This is a genomic window from Parabacteroides merdae ATCC 43184, assembly GCF_025151215.1.
GTDB lineage: Bacteria > Bacteroidota > Bacteroidia > Bacteroidales > Tannerellaceae > Parabacteroides > Parabacteroides merdae.
In genome coordinates this window covers 2813740-2830577 of the sequence record NZ_CP102286.1, presented here as the reverse complement: position 1 = coordinate 2830577, position 16838 = coordinate 2813740, and the positions used below count along the sequence as shown (strand labels likewise).

15 protein-coding genes are annotated in these 16838 nt (G+C 48.0%); 6 read left to right on the top strand and 9 right to left on the bottom strand.

The genetic code is table 11. From position 1 onward, the window contains the following. Nucleotides 1-177 precede the first annotated feature (177 nt). From NQ542_RS11875 to NQ542_RS11860, 4 genes are all read right to left on the bottom strand, one after another. A complete protein-coding gene (locus NQ542_RS11875) occupies nucleotides 178-2646 on the bottom strand; it encodes a S9 family peptidase (protein ID WP_005634077.1) in 2469 nt (822 codons plus the stop codon). Nucleotides 2647-2765: 119 nt separating this feature from the next. Next, a complete protein-coding gene (locus tag NQ542_RS11870; protein ID WP_005634075.1) occupies nucleotides 2766-5090 on the bottom strand; it encodes a glycoside hydrolase family 20 protein in 2325 nt (774 codons plus the stop codon). Between the two features lie 37 nt (nucleotides 5091-5127). Then, nucleotides 5128-5514 (bottom strand): Dabb family protein, encoded by a 387-nt coding sequence (locus NQ542_RS11865; RefSeq protein ID WP_005634074.1) that lies wholly within the window; start codon nucleotides 5512-5514, stop codon nucleotides 5128-5130. A gap of 178 nt (nucleotides 5515-5692) precedes the next feature. Further along, nucleotides 5693-6544 (bottom strand): MBL fold metallo-hydrolase, encoded by an 852-nt coding sequence (locus NQ542_RS11860; protein WP_005634072.1) that lies wholly within the window; start codon nucleotides 6542-6544, stop codon nucleotides 5693-5695. 98 nt (nucleotides 6545-6642) lie between these two features. Between NQ542_RS11860 and NQ542_RS11855 the strand changes: the two genes are divergently transcribed. From NQ542_RS11855 to NQ542_RS11835, 5 genes are read left to right on the top strand one after another with little or no spacing between them, the layout of a single operon-like run. Beyond that, a complete protein-coding gene (locus NQ542_RS11855; protein ID WP_005634069.1) occupies nucleotides 6643-7569 on the top strand; it encodes a Mur ligase family protein in 927 nt (308 codons plus the stop codon). Further along, nucleotides 7566-8114 (top strand): DUF4924 family protein, encoded by a 549-nt coding sequence (locus NQ542_RS11850; protein ID WP_005634068.1) that lies wholly within the window; start codon nucleotides 7566-7568, stop codon nucleotides 8112-8114. Before NQ542_RS11855 ends, NQ542_RS11850 begins: the two co-directional genes overlap by 4 nt. A gap of 6 nt (nucleotides 8115-8120) precedes the next feature. Beyond that, nucleotides 8121-8987, top strand: coding sequence for a dTDP-4-dehydrorhamnose reductase (gene rfbD, locus NQ542_RS11845; RefSeq protein WP_005634066.1), 867 nt, complete (start codon nucleotides 8121-8123; stop codon nucleotides 8985-8987). Nucleotides 8988-8998: 11 nt separating this feature from the next. Then, nucleotides 8999-10579 (top strand): peptide chain release factor 3, encoded by a 1581-nt coding sequence (locus NQ542_RS11840; RefSeq protein WP_005634064.1) that lies wholly within the window; start codon nucleotides 8999-9001, stop codon nucleotides 10577-10579. Nucleotides 10580-10604: 25 nt separating this feature from the next. After that, complete coding sequence (locus NQ542_RS11835; RefSeq protein ID WP_005634062.1) at nucleotides 10605-11090, top strand: cellulose synthase subunit BcsC-related outer membrane protein; 486 nt, start codon at nucleotides 10605-10607, stop codon at nucleotides 11088-11090. Nucleotides 11091-11171: 81 nt separating this feature from the next. Here NQ542_RS11835 and NQ542_RS11830 read toward each other — a convergent pair whose 3' ends face one another. The 5 genes from NQ542_RS11830 to NQ542_RS11810 form a co-directional block, all read right to left on the bottom strand. Then, nucleotides 11172-11864, bottom strand: coding sequence for a YjjG family noncanonical pyrimidine nucleotidase (locus NQ542_RS11830; protein ID WP_172676528.1), 693 nt, complete (start codon nucleotides 11862-11864; stop codon nucleotides 11172-11174). After that, on the bottom strand, nucleotides 11864-12736 hold the full coding sequence (locus NQ542_RS11825) for a Cbp1 family collagen-binding glycoprotein adhesin (protein WP_005634058.1): 873 nt from the start codon (nucleotides 12734-12736) through the stop codon (nucleotides 11864-11866). The genes NQ542_RS11830 and NQ542_RS11825 overlap by 1 nt, the downstream gene beginning before the upstream one ends. 18 nt (nucleotides 12737-12754) lie before the next feature. Beyond that, nucleotides 12755-13459: a 16S rRNA (cytidine(1402)-2'-O)-methyltransferase gene (rsmI, locus tag NQ542_RS11820; protein WP_005634056.1), complete on the bottom strand. Its 705-nt coding sequence runs from the start codon at nucleotides 13457-13459 to the stop codon at nucleotides 12755-12757. Between the two features lie 82 nt (nucleotides 13460-13541). After that, nucleotides 13542-14243, bottom strand: coding sequence for a hypothetical protein (locus NQ542_RS11815; protein WP_036723898.1), 702 nt, complete (start codon nucleotides 14241-14243; stop codon nucleotides 13542-13544). A gap of 441 nt (nucleotides 14244-14684) precedes the next feature. Further along, nucleotides 14685-16112, bottom strand: coding sequence for an ATP-dependent DNA helicase (locus NQ542_RS11810; protein WP_005634052.1), 1428 nt, complete (start codon nucleotides 16110-16112; stop codon nucleotides 14685-14687). A gap of 93 nt (nucleotides 16113-16205) precedes the next feature. Here NQ542_RS11810 and NQ542_RS11805 point away from each other — a divergent pair, with 93 nt between their 5' ends. Next, nucleotides 16206-16835, top strand: coding sequence for a hypothetical protein (locus tag NQ542_RS11805; protein ID WP_005634050.1), 630 nt, complete (start codon nucleotides 16206-16208; stop codon nucleotides 16833-16835). Nucleotides 16836-16838: the final 3 nt, after the last annotated feature.

The window sequence follows — 16838 nt, the reverse complement described above, 5'->3', positions numbered from 1 at the left end:
GGCCGCGTGCCGTGCAAACGGTAATTACCCTGTGACAGGCGAACAAGCGGTTTAATATTAATAATATTAAAGTATTGAAATAAAGTTCATTCTGCTGTGAGCCTGTGAAGGTGTAAGGCAGATAAAAAAACAAGCCCCGGGGACGGTTTCGTCTTCGGGGCTTTGTTTTCAACTTTTTTACAAAGACTTTTCCGGATACATGGCATTCCACCATTCCGGTTGGTTCTTGAGCCATTTGGCGAACCAAGCGTAGATGGTTTTATTCCATTCAGCACGCTTCTTATAGTCCAGTATCTGGTGGTTTTGTCCTACTACTTGTACGAAGGCCGTAGGTTTGCCTAACAGTTTCAGGGCTGTAAACATCTGGATGCTTTCACCTACCGGGACGTTCGTGTCGACCGTGCCATGCAGGAAAAGGATCGGGGTGTTGATTTTGTCGGCATTGAACAGCGGGCTTTGCAACGTGTACATATCCCGTGCGTTCCAGGGATAGCTGTTTGCGCTTGCCAAAGCACTATAGGAGTATCCCCAGTAACCTTCGCCCCAATAGCTGGTGATGTCGCTGATTCCGGCATGAGAGATGGCGGCGGCAAAGATATCCGTTTTTGTTTGCAGGTATTGTGTCATGAAGCCACCGTAGGATGCCCCTATGCAACCGATCTTTTTAGCGTCGACAAAGTTGTGTTCGGCACAGAATTTCTTTGTTCCTTCGATGATCTCGTCTCCTGTACGCTGTCCCCATGCATTTACGTGGCGGGCGGAGAACTCCTGGCCGAAGCCGGTTGCTCCGCTGGGCTGGATGATATAAACGATGTAGCCCAATGCCGCATATACGTGCGACGGATACCGGTTTTCGAGTGAACGTTCCGTCGGACTGGTTCCCCCGTAGTAGTTCACGATCAGCGGATATTTCTTGTTAGGATCGAAATGGGGCGGCAGGTAATAACGACCGTAGATCGTGTCGCCGGCAGCTGCCCGGAAATTCCAATCGTGCACTTCGCCGAGGGTGATATCTTTCAAGATGCCGGCGGAAAGATCTTTCAGACAGACAGAACTTTTCTTTTTCAGGTTGACGGAATAGAGGCGTTGCGAGTTGGAGGCGCTTTCGCCGAAATAAACCAGTTCGGGAGTTGTTTCGGCAATCGTAAAATCCGAGAGGATATCCTCTTTTAACGGGATGGGGAGGATTTTCCCGGTTGACGGATTCAAGACGTACAAGCGTACGCAATCCTTATCTTCTCCCTGCAGGTAGATCTGTTTATCACCTTTGTTCCAAACGAAGTTTTGAACCGATGGATTAAAATCTTTGGTGACAGGATTTGCCTGTTTGCTTGCCGGATCGTAAAGGAAGAGCTGCCCGTCGGCCATATTGGAAGTCTGCCCCGGTGCTATCTTCAGCCCTATTTTATTGAAAGCCTCTCCAGATGCGGCAATTGCCAGCATCTTGCCGTCGGGCGAGAATTGGGCATAGCTGATGAACGGATCTTTCAAAAGGAGTTCCGTATCCAGTGTTTGCAGATCCATCCGATAGAGCAAAGTAGTCGAAAACGGACGTTTCGTCAGCTCCCGTTCGCTACAAGTGAAGAGCAGATAGCGGCCGTCGTCGGAAATATCGTTGATGGAAGTCGAAGTGTGCCCGTAGGTAAGGCGTTGGAACACTCCGGTTGCCAGGTCGTACTTATGGATGAATGAACGGGTACGCCATCCCGGCTGGCGGTCGTCAGGCACAAGGATTTCCTGAAGGTCTTCCCCTTTCTTCGGTCCTTCCTCGATGATGTTGAACAGCAGGAAATCCTCTGTCGGGGCAAAGCTGAACCAACCGTCGGGAAGGTTGTGGGCAAGGACTTCCTCTGCTTGGGTTGCAGGGTCGATCGTGACAAGTTCCTTTCCCTGCATGCCTTTGCGGGTATAGTAAAGACGGTTGCTGCGGGGCATCCAGCTATAATGATGGTTGTTGCTTTCCATTAAAACCTGCCCTGTGGCCCGGTCGGTCACTTGCTGGAAGGATTCGGTATCGCCACCGGGATAAGTCGTCTGGTAGGCGGTCAACAGGTATTTGCCGTTGGGGGAGAGGCTGACGGAACGAATGCGTGTGCCATCGAAGACATCGCTCAAAGTGTAACGCTTCTCTGGATCGGTTGTCGCCGTGACAACGGCTTTGCTGTCCGTCTTGAAGGTGACTTTCGGAATGTGGTTCGTTTCGTCCGGGGCTGTAAGATATTTGATTACGACTTCGTAGCGGCGGGGTTCGAGTGTGAGCTTGAGCTCGCCGTTGGCGGGTGTCTGTTTCTCGTTGTCGATATATACTTCGTAATGCTCTGGTCCGCTGATCTGAAGAGTCCCGTCCGTATAGCGGTCGCTGTTCAGATAGAAGGAGGCGAGGCTGACGGAGCTGTTTTTGCTTTGTCCGGCTGTAGTGGCGGCATCCAGTGTCCGGTTGCTTTTCCGGACATTGTTGAAGGGGATGGCGGTTTTTAATAACTCGGCATCTGTAAATTTCTTACTGTTCACGTCAAGGCTGTCGACGATGAACGGGCCTTTTATTTCATAAGGACCTGCATACCTGAGATACTTGACTGTGATCTCTTCGGCAAAAAGGTTGCAACAGGTACAAAGGGCAGAAAGGATAAGTATGTCTCTTTTCATGGGGGAATATGTTAGAATAGCAAAACTTCTTTATATTTTTTAGGCACGGATTTCACGAATTACACGGAGATGAGAAAGAGAATCCGTGAAATCCGTGTAATCTGTGCCTAAATATTTACTTATTGCAGATTGATTTCGTCCACAAACAAGAACGCCGGATTACCTGCACCTCCGTGCCATGTCGGGAGTTTGTCACTCTTGATGATGACTTCGACATAGCGGGCTTTTACCGGGTCGAAGGAGATTTCCTGCGGGTAAAGGCCGTCTTTGTCGTCTTTGCCTAAAGACGGGATAACCTTGGAAGCTACCTCCTTGAAGTTCTGTCCGTCGTCCGATACCTTTACGGTAACGCCTGCCGCTCCCATGATCCAGTCCCCTTTCACAACATTCGTGTTGAAGGACACTTTGCTGAACTCGGTCGGTTCTTTCAGGTCGATAACGGCATCCAAGTCCTTGCCCTGGAATCCTAACCAGCGTCCGGTCTTGTAGTTGTCGTTGCCGCTCAGGCCGTCGGTCAGTTCAGGGCCTCCGTTGAAGTCATAGCCTCTGCTGGGAGCCACCTTCAATGTGACCGGCTTGGCTGTCGCCTTGTTGAAGTCGATCTTCTCGGAGAAGATGCGGCTGTTTCCGGTCGGGCGGACAGCTACGGCTTTCACTTCTGCATTTTGCTTGATGCGGAGAGGGGCTTCGTATTTCGGGCTGGTTGCCGTCGGTTCGCTGCCGTCGAGCGTATAATGGATATCGGCGGAACCTTCGGTTTCGAGTGTCACGACGATTTCACCTTTGTCACCATCGGTAGTAAAGGAGGCGCGAATGTCGAAGATATGTTTGGCGTAGTTGTAACCCAAGCGGTCGTAAAGTTCGGTCATGCGGACCAAGCGCGGCAGGAACGCCTTAAAATCTTTCGGGGCGTTTGTCCATTGCACTTCTGCCAATGCATCCATACGCGGCAATACCATATATTCGACCTGGCTGAATGTCGGGATATATTCTGTCCACAGATTTGCTTGTACTCCCGTTACATATTTCTTATACTCTTCCGGGATTCCGGCAGTCGGTTCGAACGAATAGACGCGTTCCAACGGCAGGTAACCACCGATGGCAAGCGGGTCGTGTTCCGTGTCGGTAGACTGGTAGTAGTCGAAATACAGGTAAGAGTTGGGTGTCATGATTACATTGTGTTTTTGTTTGGCTGCTTCAATACCTCCGTCTACGCCGCGCCAGCTCATCACCGTAGCGTTCGGGGCTAGTCCGCCTTCCAGGATTTCGTCCCAGCCGATAATATGGCGCCCTTTGCTTTCGACGAATTTCTCCATGCGTGAAATGACATAGCTTTGCAGGTATTCTTCGGCCGTATGCTTGCTGTCTCCTTTGATGCCTTCCGCCTTGATACGTGCCTGGCACTTCGGACAACTCTTCCAACGCACTTTCGGGCATTCGTCACCGCCTACATGGATATATTCGGACGGGAAAAGATCGATCACCTCGCCGAGCACGTCTTCGAGGAAGGTCATTGCCTTTTCATTGCCGGCACAGATCACATCGTCCGATACGCCCCACTGGGTCCATACTTCATACGGTCCGCCCGTACAACCCAGGTCCGGATAAGTCGTGATAGCTGCCAACTGGTGTCCCGGAAGGTCTATTTCGGGGATGATCGTGATGAAACGTTCTTGGGCGTAAGCGATCACGTCGCGGATTTCGTCTTGCGTATAGAACATGCCTTCGCCATACGGTTTGCCGTCATATTTGCCGGAGTTACGGCCGATGACGGTTTCCTTGCGTTGCGCCCCGATCTGGGTCAGTTCCGGATATTTCTTGATCTCGATGCGCCATCCCTGGTCGTCTGTCAGGTGCCAGTGGAAGCGGTTCATATTGTGCAAGGCAAGAATATCGATGAACTTCTTGACCGAATCTACCGGGAAGAAGTGCCGGGAAACATCGAGGTGCATACCGCGATACGGGAAACGCGGATAGTCGTTGATACTGGCGGCCGGAAGCTCGATGTCCATTCCTTCGGCCACGGCGGGGATAGACTTACGCAAGGTCTGCACGCCATAGAAAATACCGGCGTTGGATGCTCCGGCGATCTCGATGCCGTTCTCGCTGACCAGCAGGCGGTAGCCTTCCGGGTTCCGGATGTCGGAAGCAATTGACAGATGAATGCCTTTGTCCGCATTCCCGGTAATCACTTTCGGTTCATATCCCGTAGCCTCTTTGACATAGGAGGCAAGGAAACGGGCGGTCTGTTCCATTTCCGCATCACCTTCCTGATAAGAGATCGGGGTAGACGGTTTCAACAGGAACGGGGCGCTGCCTTGTGTCACCACTTCTTGAGGAAGCGGGATAATGGCATAGTCTCCTTGTGCTTTTTTACCTCCCGAACAAGCCACGGCTCCGGCCAGGGTTGTCAGGATACATGCATACTTTGTTAGTTTGTTCATGCGTTTAAAATGTTATAAGTGAGAAAAATAATAATTCTTATTTGGTCCAGTAGTCCACGACGGTGACGGCAGAAGCCTTGTCTCCTAATACTTTCCCGAAAGCCTTATGCGCCGGATGGATCAGGTAGGCGTCTCGGTCGGCATCCGAATGGAAAGTCAGGAAGAAACAGTGCGTCAATCCCTGTTGCAATCCTTCGGGACTGCAATCCGTTCCCCATTCGTACCCTTTGATCAGGTCTATCTGGGAGGGAAGTGCACAGAAAGCTTCTTCGACTTCCTTGATCTGTTGGGCGGAAACTTCCGGTTTGAAACCGAACATGACAACGTGGCGAAGCACTTTCTCCTGCTTGGGAGCATTGCTGCAACAGAACATCAGGGCCGAGAATGTCAGGATTGTCAGTGAAGCGAAGATTGTCTTTTTCATGATGATCAGGATTAATTTATGATTATAATCAGACAAAGATAAAGATAAATAGCAGACTGCCCTACAATACAACCGGCTTTTTCTTTAGTCCGGTAGTAATCTTGTTGTAGTTTCATGTAAGGGTAACTTTAGTTTCCTGTCGATGAAACTTTATTTTTACCTGCGGGAGACTTTATTTTCACCCTATGGAAAAAAGTGAAACTTTTTGATCTGCCTTGAAAAAGTCGTTCACCTTTTTCACGGTAGTACACTGAGTATAGGCGTCGTGACAGTAGATGACTGCCTGTTTCTCTGAGGCGGCTTCTTCCAGCATCCGCATTTTTTCGTTGTAGGAAACGACAGGATAGGTGTCGTATGCCGAGATCCAGAGGGGCGAGACGCTTGCCGCTAACGGGATGACATCGCCGGCGAAGACATAAGTGCGCTCAGGTGTCGTGATATAAGGTGCGATTTGCCCCGGCGTATGTCCGTCGAACAGCCGCAGGTCGATGCCGGGGCAGAGATTCGTGTCATTTTCGATGAGGCGAAGTTTGCCGCTGTCGTAGACGGCCTGCATGTTTTCGATGAAATAGGAGTCGGCTTCGAGTGCGTTCGGGTGAAGGAAGTTCTCCCACTGTGCACGGCTTACCCAGTGGATGGCGTTTGGGAAGGCCATTTTGAAGAGAGGCTTTCCACCGGTCTGCTCTTCTTTTTGTGTCGTATATCCGCAATGGTCGAAGTGGAGATGTGTGAGTATGACATCTGTAACATCCTCACAGGCAACATCCCGCCTTTGAAGTTCATCCTTCAGATCGACCAGGTCGAAGAAGTTGTAATAGCTGAGTTGTTTCAGGTGTTTGTTACCCGCCCCGTTGTCGACGAGTACGATCTTCCCGTTCCCGTCGCGGACTAACATGCTGCGCATAGCCAAGATGCATCCATTTTGTTTATCGCTTGGATAACGGCGGCTCCAAGCAGTTTTGGGAATCGCACCGAACATGGCACCTCCGTCTGCATGGAAAAAGCCTGTGTCTATAAGTTGAATATCCATAAATTATACTTTTTCCAACAAAGATAGGGAAGTTTTTTCTTTCAAACCCATGCGAAGCGTGAATGAAATTGTGTACATTTGCAGGCAAAATCTGAGTGATGCGAAAAGTTCATTTAATCTCCGTAACCGAGCCTCTGTTGTTTGACTTAGCCCTGGCTATCCACCAAAAAGGATATGAAGTAAGTGTATCCGGTGTTGGACTGACTGATACGACCCTTGCCAGACTGGAAAAAGAGGGGTGTACTTGTCATGGAGACGGGTGGTTCCCGGAGAGATTAACTAAAGATATACATTTTGTGGTATTAGGGGCCACAGTCCGGCAGGATAACCCCGAATTGATACGTGCAAAGGAACTGGGATTATTAGTGCTTTCGATACCTGAATTCATCTTTCAGCGGACGAAAGAGAAGACGCGGGTTGTTGTTGCCGGTAGCCGGGGAAAGAAGACGATCATCTCGATGATTGTGTGCGCCCTGAAACGGCAGAAACTGGCGTTCGACTATGCGTTGACCAGCGAAGTCCCCTTGTTGCCCGACCGTGTGCATCTGAGTTATGAAGCTCGGATCGCGATTATCGAAGGTGATGAGCATGTAACGTCTGCTTTGGAGAAACGGTTCCAGCTTGAGTTCTATCGTCCGCATATCGCTATTCTGACCAATCTGATGTGGACTTCCGCTACCGATCACGCCACACCGGAAGCCTATCACACGACTTTCCGTACGTTCGCCTCTTCTATCGAACGCGGGGGAAAGCTGATCTATTTCGACGGCGATCCGGTTGTCAAACAGCTTGCGCAAGAGGTTCGCGAAGACATTACAGCCATGCCTTACGACCAGCATGTCGTGGTCGAGAAAGAGGGAAAGACCTATTTGCAGACTCGCTACGGGGACTTTCCCGTCTATATTCCGGATCGCTTTTTCCTGATCAACCTGAATGCTGCCCGCCTGGCCTGCCGCCAGTTAGGTGTAAAAGATGCGGATTTTTATCAGGCATTATCCGAATATAGTGTATCTTTGCAACCATGATTATTGCAAGACGAAAAAGAAAAGAAAATATAGCCGAATATCTGTTGTACATGTGGCAGGTGGAAGACCTGATACGTGCCAATAACTTCGATATGGATTCGATCCGCCGCACGGTTGTAGATCGTTACGACCAACCGGACGATATAAAGGAAGAAATCGCCAAATGGTATGAGGAACTAATCGAGATGATGCGTTCCGAAGGGGTGATGGAAAAGGGACATATCCAGCTGAACAAGAATGTGATCATTGCCCTGACCGATCTGCACCTCCGTCTTTTGAAATCGCCGAAGGAAATGGTGTATGGGGCGGCCTATTATAAAACACTCCCCTTTATCGTTCAGCTCCGTGCCAAATCGGGCGGCGAGGACTTGCCTGAGTTGGAGACTTGCTTCAATGCTATTTACGGTTTCCTGATGCTGAAGATGCAAGGGAAGGAAATCAGCCCTGAAACGATGGAGGGGATCAAACAGATCAGTTCGTTCCTGGCACTTCTGGCCGAGAAGTATCGTGAAGATATGAATGGGGAACTGAAATTAGAAGAATAAGACAAGATGAAAACGATTTTAGTAACAGGGGCTAACGGGCAACTGGGCAATTCGATCCGTCGGTTAGCTGCCGGATATCCGCAATATGCGTTTGTGTTTACGGATGTGGATACGCTTGACATCTGCGATGCTCAAGCCGTGAATGCTTTTGTTAAGGAGAAGCAAGTCGATTATATCATCAATTGTGCCGCCTATACGGCTGTGGATAAGGCGGAGGATGACGAAGCTCTTTGCCTTCGTATCAACCGGGATGCCGTACGAAACTTGGGCGAGGCGGCACGTATGGCTGGGGCGAGGGTGATCCATGTTTCTACCGATTATGTGTTTGACGGCACAAATCATTTGCCTTATGTGGAAACGGACAATACTTGTCCGGCCTCTGTCTACGGGCGTACGAAACTTGCCGGTGAACAGGCTTTGCAGGAGGTGTGCCCGGATGCAGTAATCATCCGGACGGCATGGCTTTACTCTGAGTTCGGTAATAATTTTGTCAAGACGATGTTGCGTCTGGGAAATGAACGGGAACAGTTGTCTGTCGTGTTCGACCAGATTGGTTCGCCGACGTATGCCGGGGATCTGGCGGCTGCCATTTTTGCGGTGTTGGTGCAGGCGGAGGCGGATGCTTTCGTTCCCGGTATCTATCATTATTCTAACGAAGGGGTTTGCAGTTGGTATGATTTTGCCGTGAAGATTATGGAGTTAGGGAATGCCCCCTGCCGTGTTCTCCCGATCGAGTCCAAAGATTATCCGGCGAAGGCTGCCCGTCCGCATTTCAGTGTCCTGAACAAGGCTAAGATCAAAACGATCTATAAGATCAGTATATCCCATTGGGAAGCGAGTCTGCGTGAATGTATGAAAAGAATAACAAAATAAGATAAATAACAATGAGTCAGTATTCAGAAGAGATTGAGAGAAGAAGAACGTTTGCTATTATCAGCCACCCGGATGCCGGTAAGACGACTCTTACCGAAAAACTGTTGCTCTTTGGAGGTGCCATTCATGTGGCAGGAGCCGTAAAGTCTAACAAGATCAAGAAGACAGCTACCTCCGACTGGATGGAAATTGAAAAGCAGCGTGGAATCTCCGTCGCAACCTCCGTGATGGCTTTCGATTATTCCGGCCATAAAATCAATATCCTCGATACGCCCGGCCACCAGGATTTCGCTGAAGATACGTTTCGTACGCTGACGGCTGTGGATAGCGTTATTATCGTGATCGATACCGCAAAAGGTGTGGAAGCCCAGACCCGTAAGTTGATGGAAGTCTGCCGTATGCGTAAGACTCCCGTGATCGTGTTTGTCAATAAGATGGACCGCGACGGTAAGGACCCGTTCGACTTGCTGGACGAGATCGAAGAGGAGCTGCATATCAATGTGCGCCCGCTGAGCTGGCCGATCGACATGGGACAGCGGTTCCGTGGCGTCTATAATATATATGAACAGAAACTGAATCTCTATACTCCGAGTAAGCAATATGTGACGGAGAATGTGGAATTTAAGGATATCAACAGCCCGGAACTTGAAAACTATATCGATGCCGGACAGGCAGAAAAGCTCCGTTCCGATATCGAACTGATAGAAGGGGTTTATCCTGAATTCGATGTCGATACTTATCTGAAAGGAGATATTGCTCCCGTGTTTTTTGGTTCTGCCTTGAATAACTTCGGGGTAAAAGAGTTGCTGGATTGCTTTATCAATATCGCTCCTTCTCCCCGTCCTGTATCGGCTGTGGAACGGGTGGTCGATCCGGAAGAGGATGCTTTCTCCGGCTTCGTTTTCAAGATCCATGCCAATATGGACCCTAACCATCGCAGTTGTATTGCTTTCGTGAAGATTTGTTCCGGACGTTTCGAACGTAATGCCAACTACAAGCATGTCCGTTTCGGAAAGATGATGCGTTTCAGCAGTCCTACAGCTTTCATGGCGCAGAAGAAGGAAGTGGTGGACGAGGCTTTTGCCGGCGATATCATCGGTTTGCCTGATACCGGAAACTTCAAGATCGGTGATACGCTGACTTCCGGTGAAGAACTTCATTTCAAAGGATTGCCGAGTTTCTCTCCTGAAATGTTCAAATATATCGAGAATGCCGATCCTATGAAGGCCAAGCAGTTGAACAAGGGCATCGAGCAGTTGATGGATGAAGGCGTCGCCCAGCTTTTTACCAACCAGTTCAACGGACGTAAGATTATCGGTACGGTCGGACAATTGCAGTTCGAAGTGATCCAGTACCGCTTGCTCCACGAATACGGCGCACAGTGTAAGTGGGAACCGATCAGCCTCTATAAGGCTTGCTGGATAGAAAGCGACAATGCTGCCGCTCTTGAAAACTTCAAACGCCGTAAAGCTCAATATATGGCGCTCGACAAAGAGGGCCGCGATGTCTATCTGGCCGATTCCAGCTATGTGTTGATGATGGCACAGCAGGATTTCCCCGATATCAAATTCCATTTTACCTCAGAGTTCTAATAATATTTATATATAATAAAGTAAAATGAAGAAGTTATTTGTTTCATGCATGATTGCCTTTATGGCGATTTGCTCGGTCGGTGCACAGGAGGTGTATATTGGCGGTGGTTTTACAGTCGGTAGTGAAGATAGTGAGTTTGTTTTCCAGATCTCACCGGAAGTGGGATGTCATTTGACTGACCAATGGGCCGTGGGGGGTGAAATCGGTTATACGCATTACGATGATTATAACCGTTTCCAGTTTGCTCCGTATGCTCGCTATACGTTTTATAAGACGGGTATTGTGGGATTGTTTGTCGATGGGACGATTGGGATTGCTGCCGGTGACGGTGATACCGGTTTCCGGTTGGGATTGCGTCCGGGACTTTCTTTGAAAGCGACGGAACATATATCTTTTGTCACTAAAGTCGGATTTCTTGGTTATAGCGATTCGTACAACGGAACTTCTGATTTTGGAGGTGTGAACTTCGACACGGAAAATATCAGCATCGGTTTCCATTATAATTTTTGACAGGAGGCATCCTGAAGAGAGGGAAGGAATCGGAAAGGGCAGGAAGACGGCTTTTCCGGTTCCTTTTCTTTTAGGTGTAAGTCATAAGATCCGTTTGATCTCCTCCAAGCTTCCAACCGTGTAAGTCGGTATGAATTCTTTTGCCGGCAGCCCTTTCGGATTCAGCCATAGCTGGTCGATTTTGGAATTGTGGGCACCGATAATGTCGGCTTCCCAACTGTCGCCGATCATCAGGCTTTCGCTTCGGCGGGAGTTGGTATTTTTAAGGGCGAAATCGAAAATCTCCTTATGAGGTTTCTGGATGCAGGCATCTTCAGATAGGATCATCCTTTTGAAATAGGGGGCCAGACCGGAATTGCAGAGCTTTTTGAATTGGACTTCCCGGAAACCATTGGACAGGATATACATGCGATAGGAGGGACGCAGGTATTCCAATAGCTCGATTGCTCCCGGTACTAGGCGTGTTTTACGGGTTGTTCGTTGCAGGAAATCGTTGTTGATCGCCAGTACCGATTTTGTGTCTTCTATCCCTAACGGGCGGAGCATATAGCGAAAACGTTCGATGATCAATGTCTGGCGGTCTATTTCATTGTTGCGGTACTGTTCCCATAGCAGGTTGTTGTGTGGCCAGTAGATCTCGAAAAAAGCCTCGAAGGAGGCATAATACCGGTCAAAGTGGTGAGCGGTATATACTTCTTCGAGGCATTCCTTATTATTATGGTACGTGTCCCAAAGGGTATCGTCCAAATCAATAAAAAGACTTTTGTATTTCATCATCCTACTTCAATCACCAAATACTTGCCAAGGCTCCAGAACGCTTTTTCGTCCGTGATCTTCAATGTCATATTGCCGTCCTCGTCCTTCACAAATTCGTAAGAACCTTCCGGGTGATTGGATTTCAGCTTTGCCTTGCCTGCGAACAGCGGGATTTCCTTCACTTCGCGGATATCGATAGAAATGAAATAATCTTTATTGAAGCCGCTCTGCAATACTTTGGATTTGGCAAACAAGCCGCCACCGGAAAGGATTTTTTGGTCTTTCAGTTCTTTCGCCGTGCCGAAGCAATAATAAGCAGTATGAAGTTGTTTGTCCTGTTCTTGCAACTTCTCGGACTGGGCCGCAGTTGTAGTGGACAAGTCTTCCACGTCTTCGTTCAAAGAAGCAACCATTTCGTCTAATTCCTGGATACGAACATTCTTCTTTGCCAGATCTTCCTGTAGCGTGACAATCATATTGGCTTTCTGGTCAAGTTCGGAAGAAAGGCGGCTGATTGTTTTCCTCAAAGCCGAGGATTGGATTCCGCTCTTTTTCAGTTTCTCTTCCAGTTCGCTGATCTGCTGTTTGTTCTTTTTCAGTGTTTCGCTGATCAACTGCATGTTTTCTTTGATCTGTTCGCGATTACTCTTATTCAGATCTCCCTTTTGTTGCTGTATGTTGAGATAATTTTCTGCATCACGAATAGACTGGATGTCAGCCTCTACGTCATTGAGGGTTCCGAGGATTTCATCCATCTCGGCATTGCTTTTGGTGTTTTCGATTCTCAGAGAGTCGTTTTCTGCTTTCAGCTTCTTATATTCTGCTGAATTCTGTCCGCAGGAGGCCAGCATGGCTGTGCAAATCGTTGTTGCAATTAATACTTTCTTCATGTTCTTTCTGTTGTTACGTTAAACTTCTGTTCCTGTCTCTTTGTCCTTTTTATCTTTTAAGCCTGCTAATACTATAACAATTTCACCTTTCGGTTCGTTCACGGTGAAGTGAGCGATAACTTCTTCGAGCGTGCCGCGTACGGTTTCTTCGTGTATCTTCGATATTTCACGTGATACGGAAACAGGGCGGTCATTCCCGAAAAACTCGGCTAGTTGTGTCAATGTCTTGACCAGCCGGAAAGGTGACTCATAGAAGATGATGGTGCGATATTCCGTCGAGAGCTCTTTCAAGCGCGTCTGTCTTCCCTTCTTCTGGGGAAGAAAGCCTTCGAAGCAAAATTTCTCGTTGGGCAGCCCCGAAGCAACTAATGCCGGGACGAAAGCCGTGGCTCCCGGCAGGCATTCCACTTCTACACCCTGACGTACACATTCACGCACTAACATGAATCCCGGATCGGATATCGCGGGAGTACCGGCATCCGATACCAATGCTATATTCTCGCCCGCCTTGATACGGGCTGCCACTTGTTCGACCGTTTTATGCTCGTTGAACTTATGGTGCGACTGCATCCTGTTTTGTATTTCGAAATGTTTGAGCAGGATACCTGTAGTACGCGTGTCTTCCGCCAGAATGAGATCGGCCTCTTTCAGCACGCGGATTGCCCGGAACGTCATATCTTCCAGATTTCCGACGGGAGTGGGTACTACTGTTAATTTTGCCATAGCACTTTTTAATTGATAATTGACGATTGACAATTAAAAAGACAAAGACAAATACATTGTCAATTGTCCATTGTCACATTGCTTAGAGGAAGCGTTTTTCAAGCAGCTTGATAAAGTCTGCTACCGCTTCATCCTCTATATTCCACTTTAATTCGTTATTCAAATATGTGACCGAGTCTTCATACGAATGAAGATCGTTCAGGTCATTGATTACTTTGTTCATCCGTGCCTCATCACCTCCGAACAGCTCGCGGCGGAAACGGAAACGATCGTTCAGGCTGAATGCCTTTCGGAAATCCGAAAAATTTTTCTTTTCCAACAGGTCGTTGAGGAATAATCCGGGACGCTCTGCGGGGATCACTTTGCCGGATGTTTCCACTGCCGGAGTCTCCGGCTCTTCAACGGGGATTGGCTCCGGTCCGGCCGATAATCCTTGTTCTGCAGGAAGCTCCTGTCTGATTTCCTGCTCTTGGATGACTGGCTCCGGTTCGGCCGGAATCGGAGCCGGGGCTGTAATCGAAGCTTCCTGTACTGTTTGTACCGGAGTGGCAACCGATGGGGGAATAGACTGGATCAGAGCCTGATGCTCTTCCATCTGTTTACGCAGCATTTCGATCTGGGCCGTTTCCAAAGCATGTAGGTCCTTCAGAATCTTATGGGTGAGGTCGAAAGTCTGGCCGAAAAAAGACACCGGATACACTTCTGCATCCCGCATGCCGGCAACCAATGTTTCAAGCTCCCGGATATCCAGAAGCAGGTAATCTATTTTTTCTTTATTCGCCATTCCTTTTTCCATTCATGAAAACTTACAAGCAAGTTTTCGTTTATATTGCAACAAAAATAGGTATTTCTTATATATGTAACGTATTTATTGTATGAAATATTGTTATTCCTTTTATTGTGAAGTTAGGACAACCGCTCCGAAATGCTCCATTATCAGAGATCAAGTCGTCCCCGAAAGGCTCTATTTAAGTGACAATCGCCATGCTACTGTTGTCATACCGCCTGCTCATAGACCTTTTGCCCTTAGTCGAAAACCTTTTCGCCCTTGGTCAAAAGCCCTTTCGACACTGGTCAAAAACCTTTTCGACTAAGGGCGAAAAGCAAAGGAGTGGTAGTAATTGCTGTTAATAGCTGTGTATTTGTTTATTAATTGATATTGTTGCTTCTTTGTCTTTTACTTAAATATATGGATGCGAAACCGGAGAGGCATGGCCAACCTAAATCAGGACGAGGCATATTCTTCGAATTCCTCCGGCAGATTCACCAGATAGAGCCGGTGGGTCGCACGTGTAAAGGCGGTGTAAAGCCAACGGTAGAAGTCTTCTCCAAGCATTTCTTCCGTGATATAGCCGATATCCAGAAAGACGTTCATCCATTGGCCGCCCTGTGCCTTGTGGCAGGTGACGGCATAGGCATATTTGACTTGCAAGACGTTGTAATGAGGATCTGCTTTCATTTTTTTCATCTTTCCTGCCTTTGTCGGGACATCGTCGTAATCTTCGAGAATGGTATAGAAAAGCTTGTCATTAAGATCTTTCGGCAGTGCGGGAGCTGCTGTCTGTAAGGTGTCGAGGAGAATTTTGACATCCGTTTCGAGATCGTAGTCCTGGAAACGGACCGATACGTCGGCAAAACGGAAACCGTAGAGCTCGTAAGTCCTTCGTACACGTAACACCTGTATGATTTCGCCATTAGCTATGAAGTCCATCTCCTTATTGCCGGCAGTCCAGAAGTAGTTATTCTTGGCAATCATCAGCCGGTCGCCGGACGAAAGTTCTTCTTCACGGTATAGGATGCGGTTGCGGATACCATTATTATATAGGGTAGCCCGCTTGTTGGAGCGTGAAATAATCATGGTCTCTTCGATCCCGTCCCGACTGTAGGCCGAGGAGATTTCTTCGATGAGTTCGTCTCCGTTTACCTTTCTGAAATCGGTGAAGCCTTTCAGCCTTAGTTTGGGGAAAATCTCGACCGTCCCGTTTCGTAAGGCGTCCCGAAGGCGGGTCGCATTGAACAAGATCCCGGAGTTTTCGCTTTGGCGGACAACCTGGGTGAGGGTGATTTCCTGCACCTTTAAATTATATCCCCGCAATGTTTCCGGATTGAGAGCCGGGCTTTCGGTTTGCATGACGGGGGGTAACTGTGCCACATCGCCCATCAGGATCAGGCGGCAGTTTTCTCCGGAATAGACATATTGGACCAGGTCGTCCAGCAGGCGTCCGGTTCCGAAAACAAACGAGTCTAGTCCTTCATTGGCTATCATGGACGCTTCGTCTACGATAAATAGCGTGTCTTTATGCAAGTTATCAGCCGGATGAAAACCTGTCGGTTCGTTGGAAAAGGCTTTCTGGCGATATATCTTCTTGTGTATCGTAAATGCTTTCTGTCCGGCATAGCCGGAAAATACCTTTGCCGCCCGTCCGGTAGGGGCGAGCAAGATGCTTTTTTGTTTTAGCTCTGCCATCGTCTTGACCAAGGCTCCGACCAAAGATGTTTTACCGGTTCCTGCATATCCCTTCAGCAGTAAAAGCGAATCCGATTCTTCCGAAAGCAGGAAATTGGATAGGAGATTTAATGCCAAAACCTGGTCTTCGGTCGGATCATATGGAAAATTTTGTGTAATTTGGCGGCTTAAATAACTATTTATCATTTTGATTGTAATAATTTTCGCGATAAAGGTAGTGTATTAAATATTCTTTTTTAAATTTGCCGAACGAAATAAATTCAAAAAACAATATAAACCATGAAAGTTACATTAAAGATTTTATTGGCTGTGGCAGTAGTACTGCTTGCGTACATGTGTTACAGAAGTATTATGGGTCCGATCGAATTTAAGGATGAGAGGGATCGTCGTGAAAATTTGATCAAAGCTCGTTTGATCGATATCCGTAAAGCACAGATTGAGTACAAGAACATCCACAAGGTGCATGCAGCCAATTTTGATGAACTGAGTAAGTTTTTAAAAGATGAAAAATTGCCGTTCCTTATCAAGGAAGGTGTATTGACTGACGAACAGCTCGAAAAGGGTATGACTGAGAAAGAAGCCGTTAAGAAAGGCTTGATCAGACGTGATACTGTTTGGGTGACAGCTGTTGATACATTGTTCGGCAAAGGTTATAATGTAGACGATTTGCGTAACGTGCCGGGTGCGAACGTACAGTTTACGATGGATACGGCTACTTTGACTTCAGGTTCGGGTTATACGGTAAAAGTATTCCAGTGCGGTGTTCTGTATGATGACTATCTGGGTGACTTGAACAAGCAAGAAGTGTATAACCTGAAAGATAAAGCCAGCAAGATGGGTAAATATGCCGGTCTGCGTGTAGGTTCTGTCGAAGAAATCAATAACAACGCAGGTAACTGGGAAGATTAATAC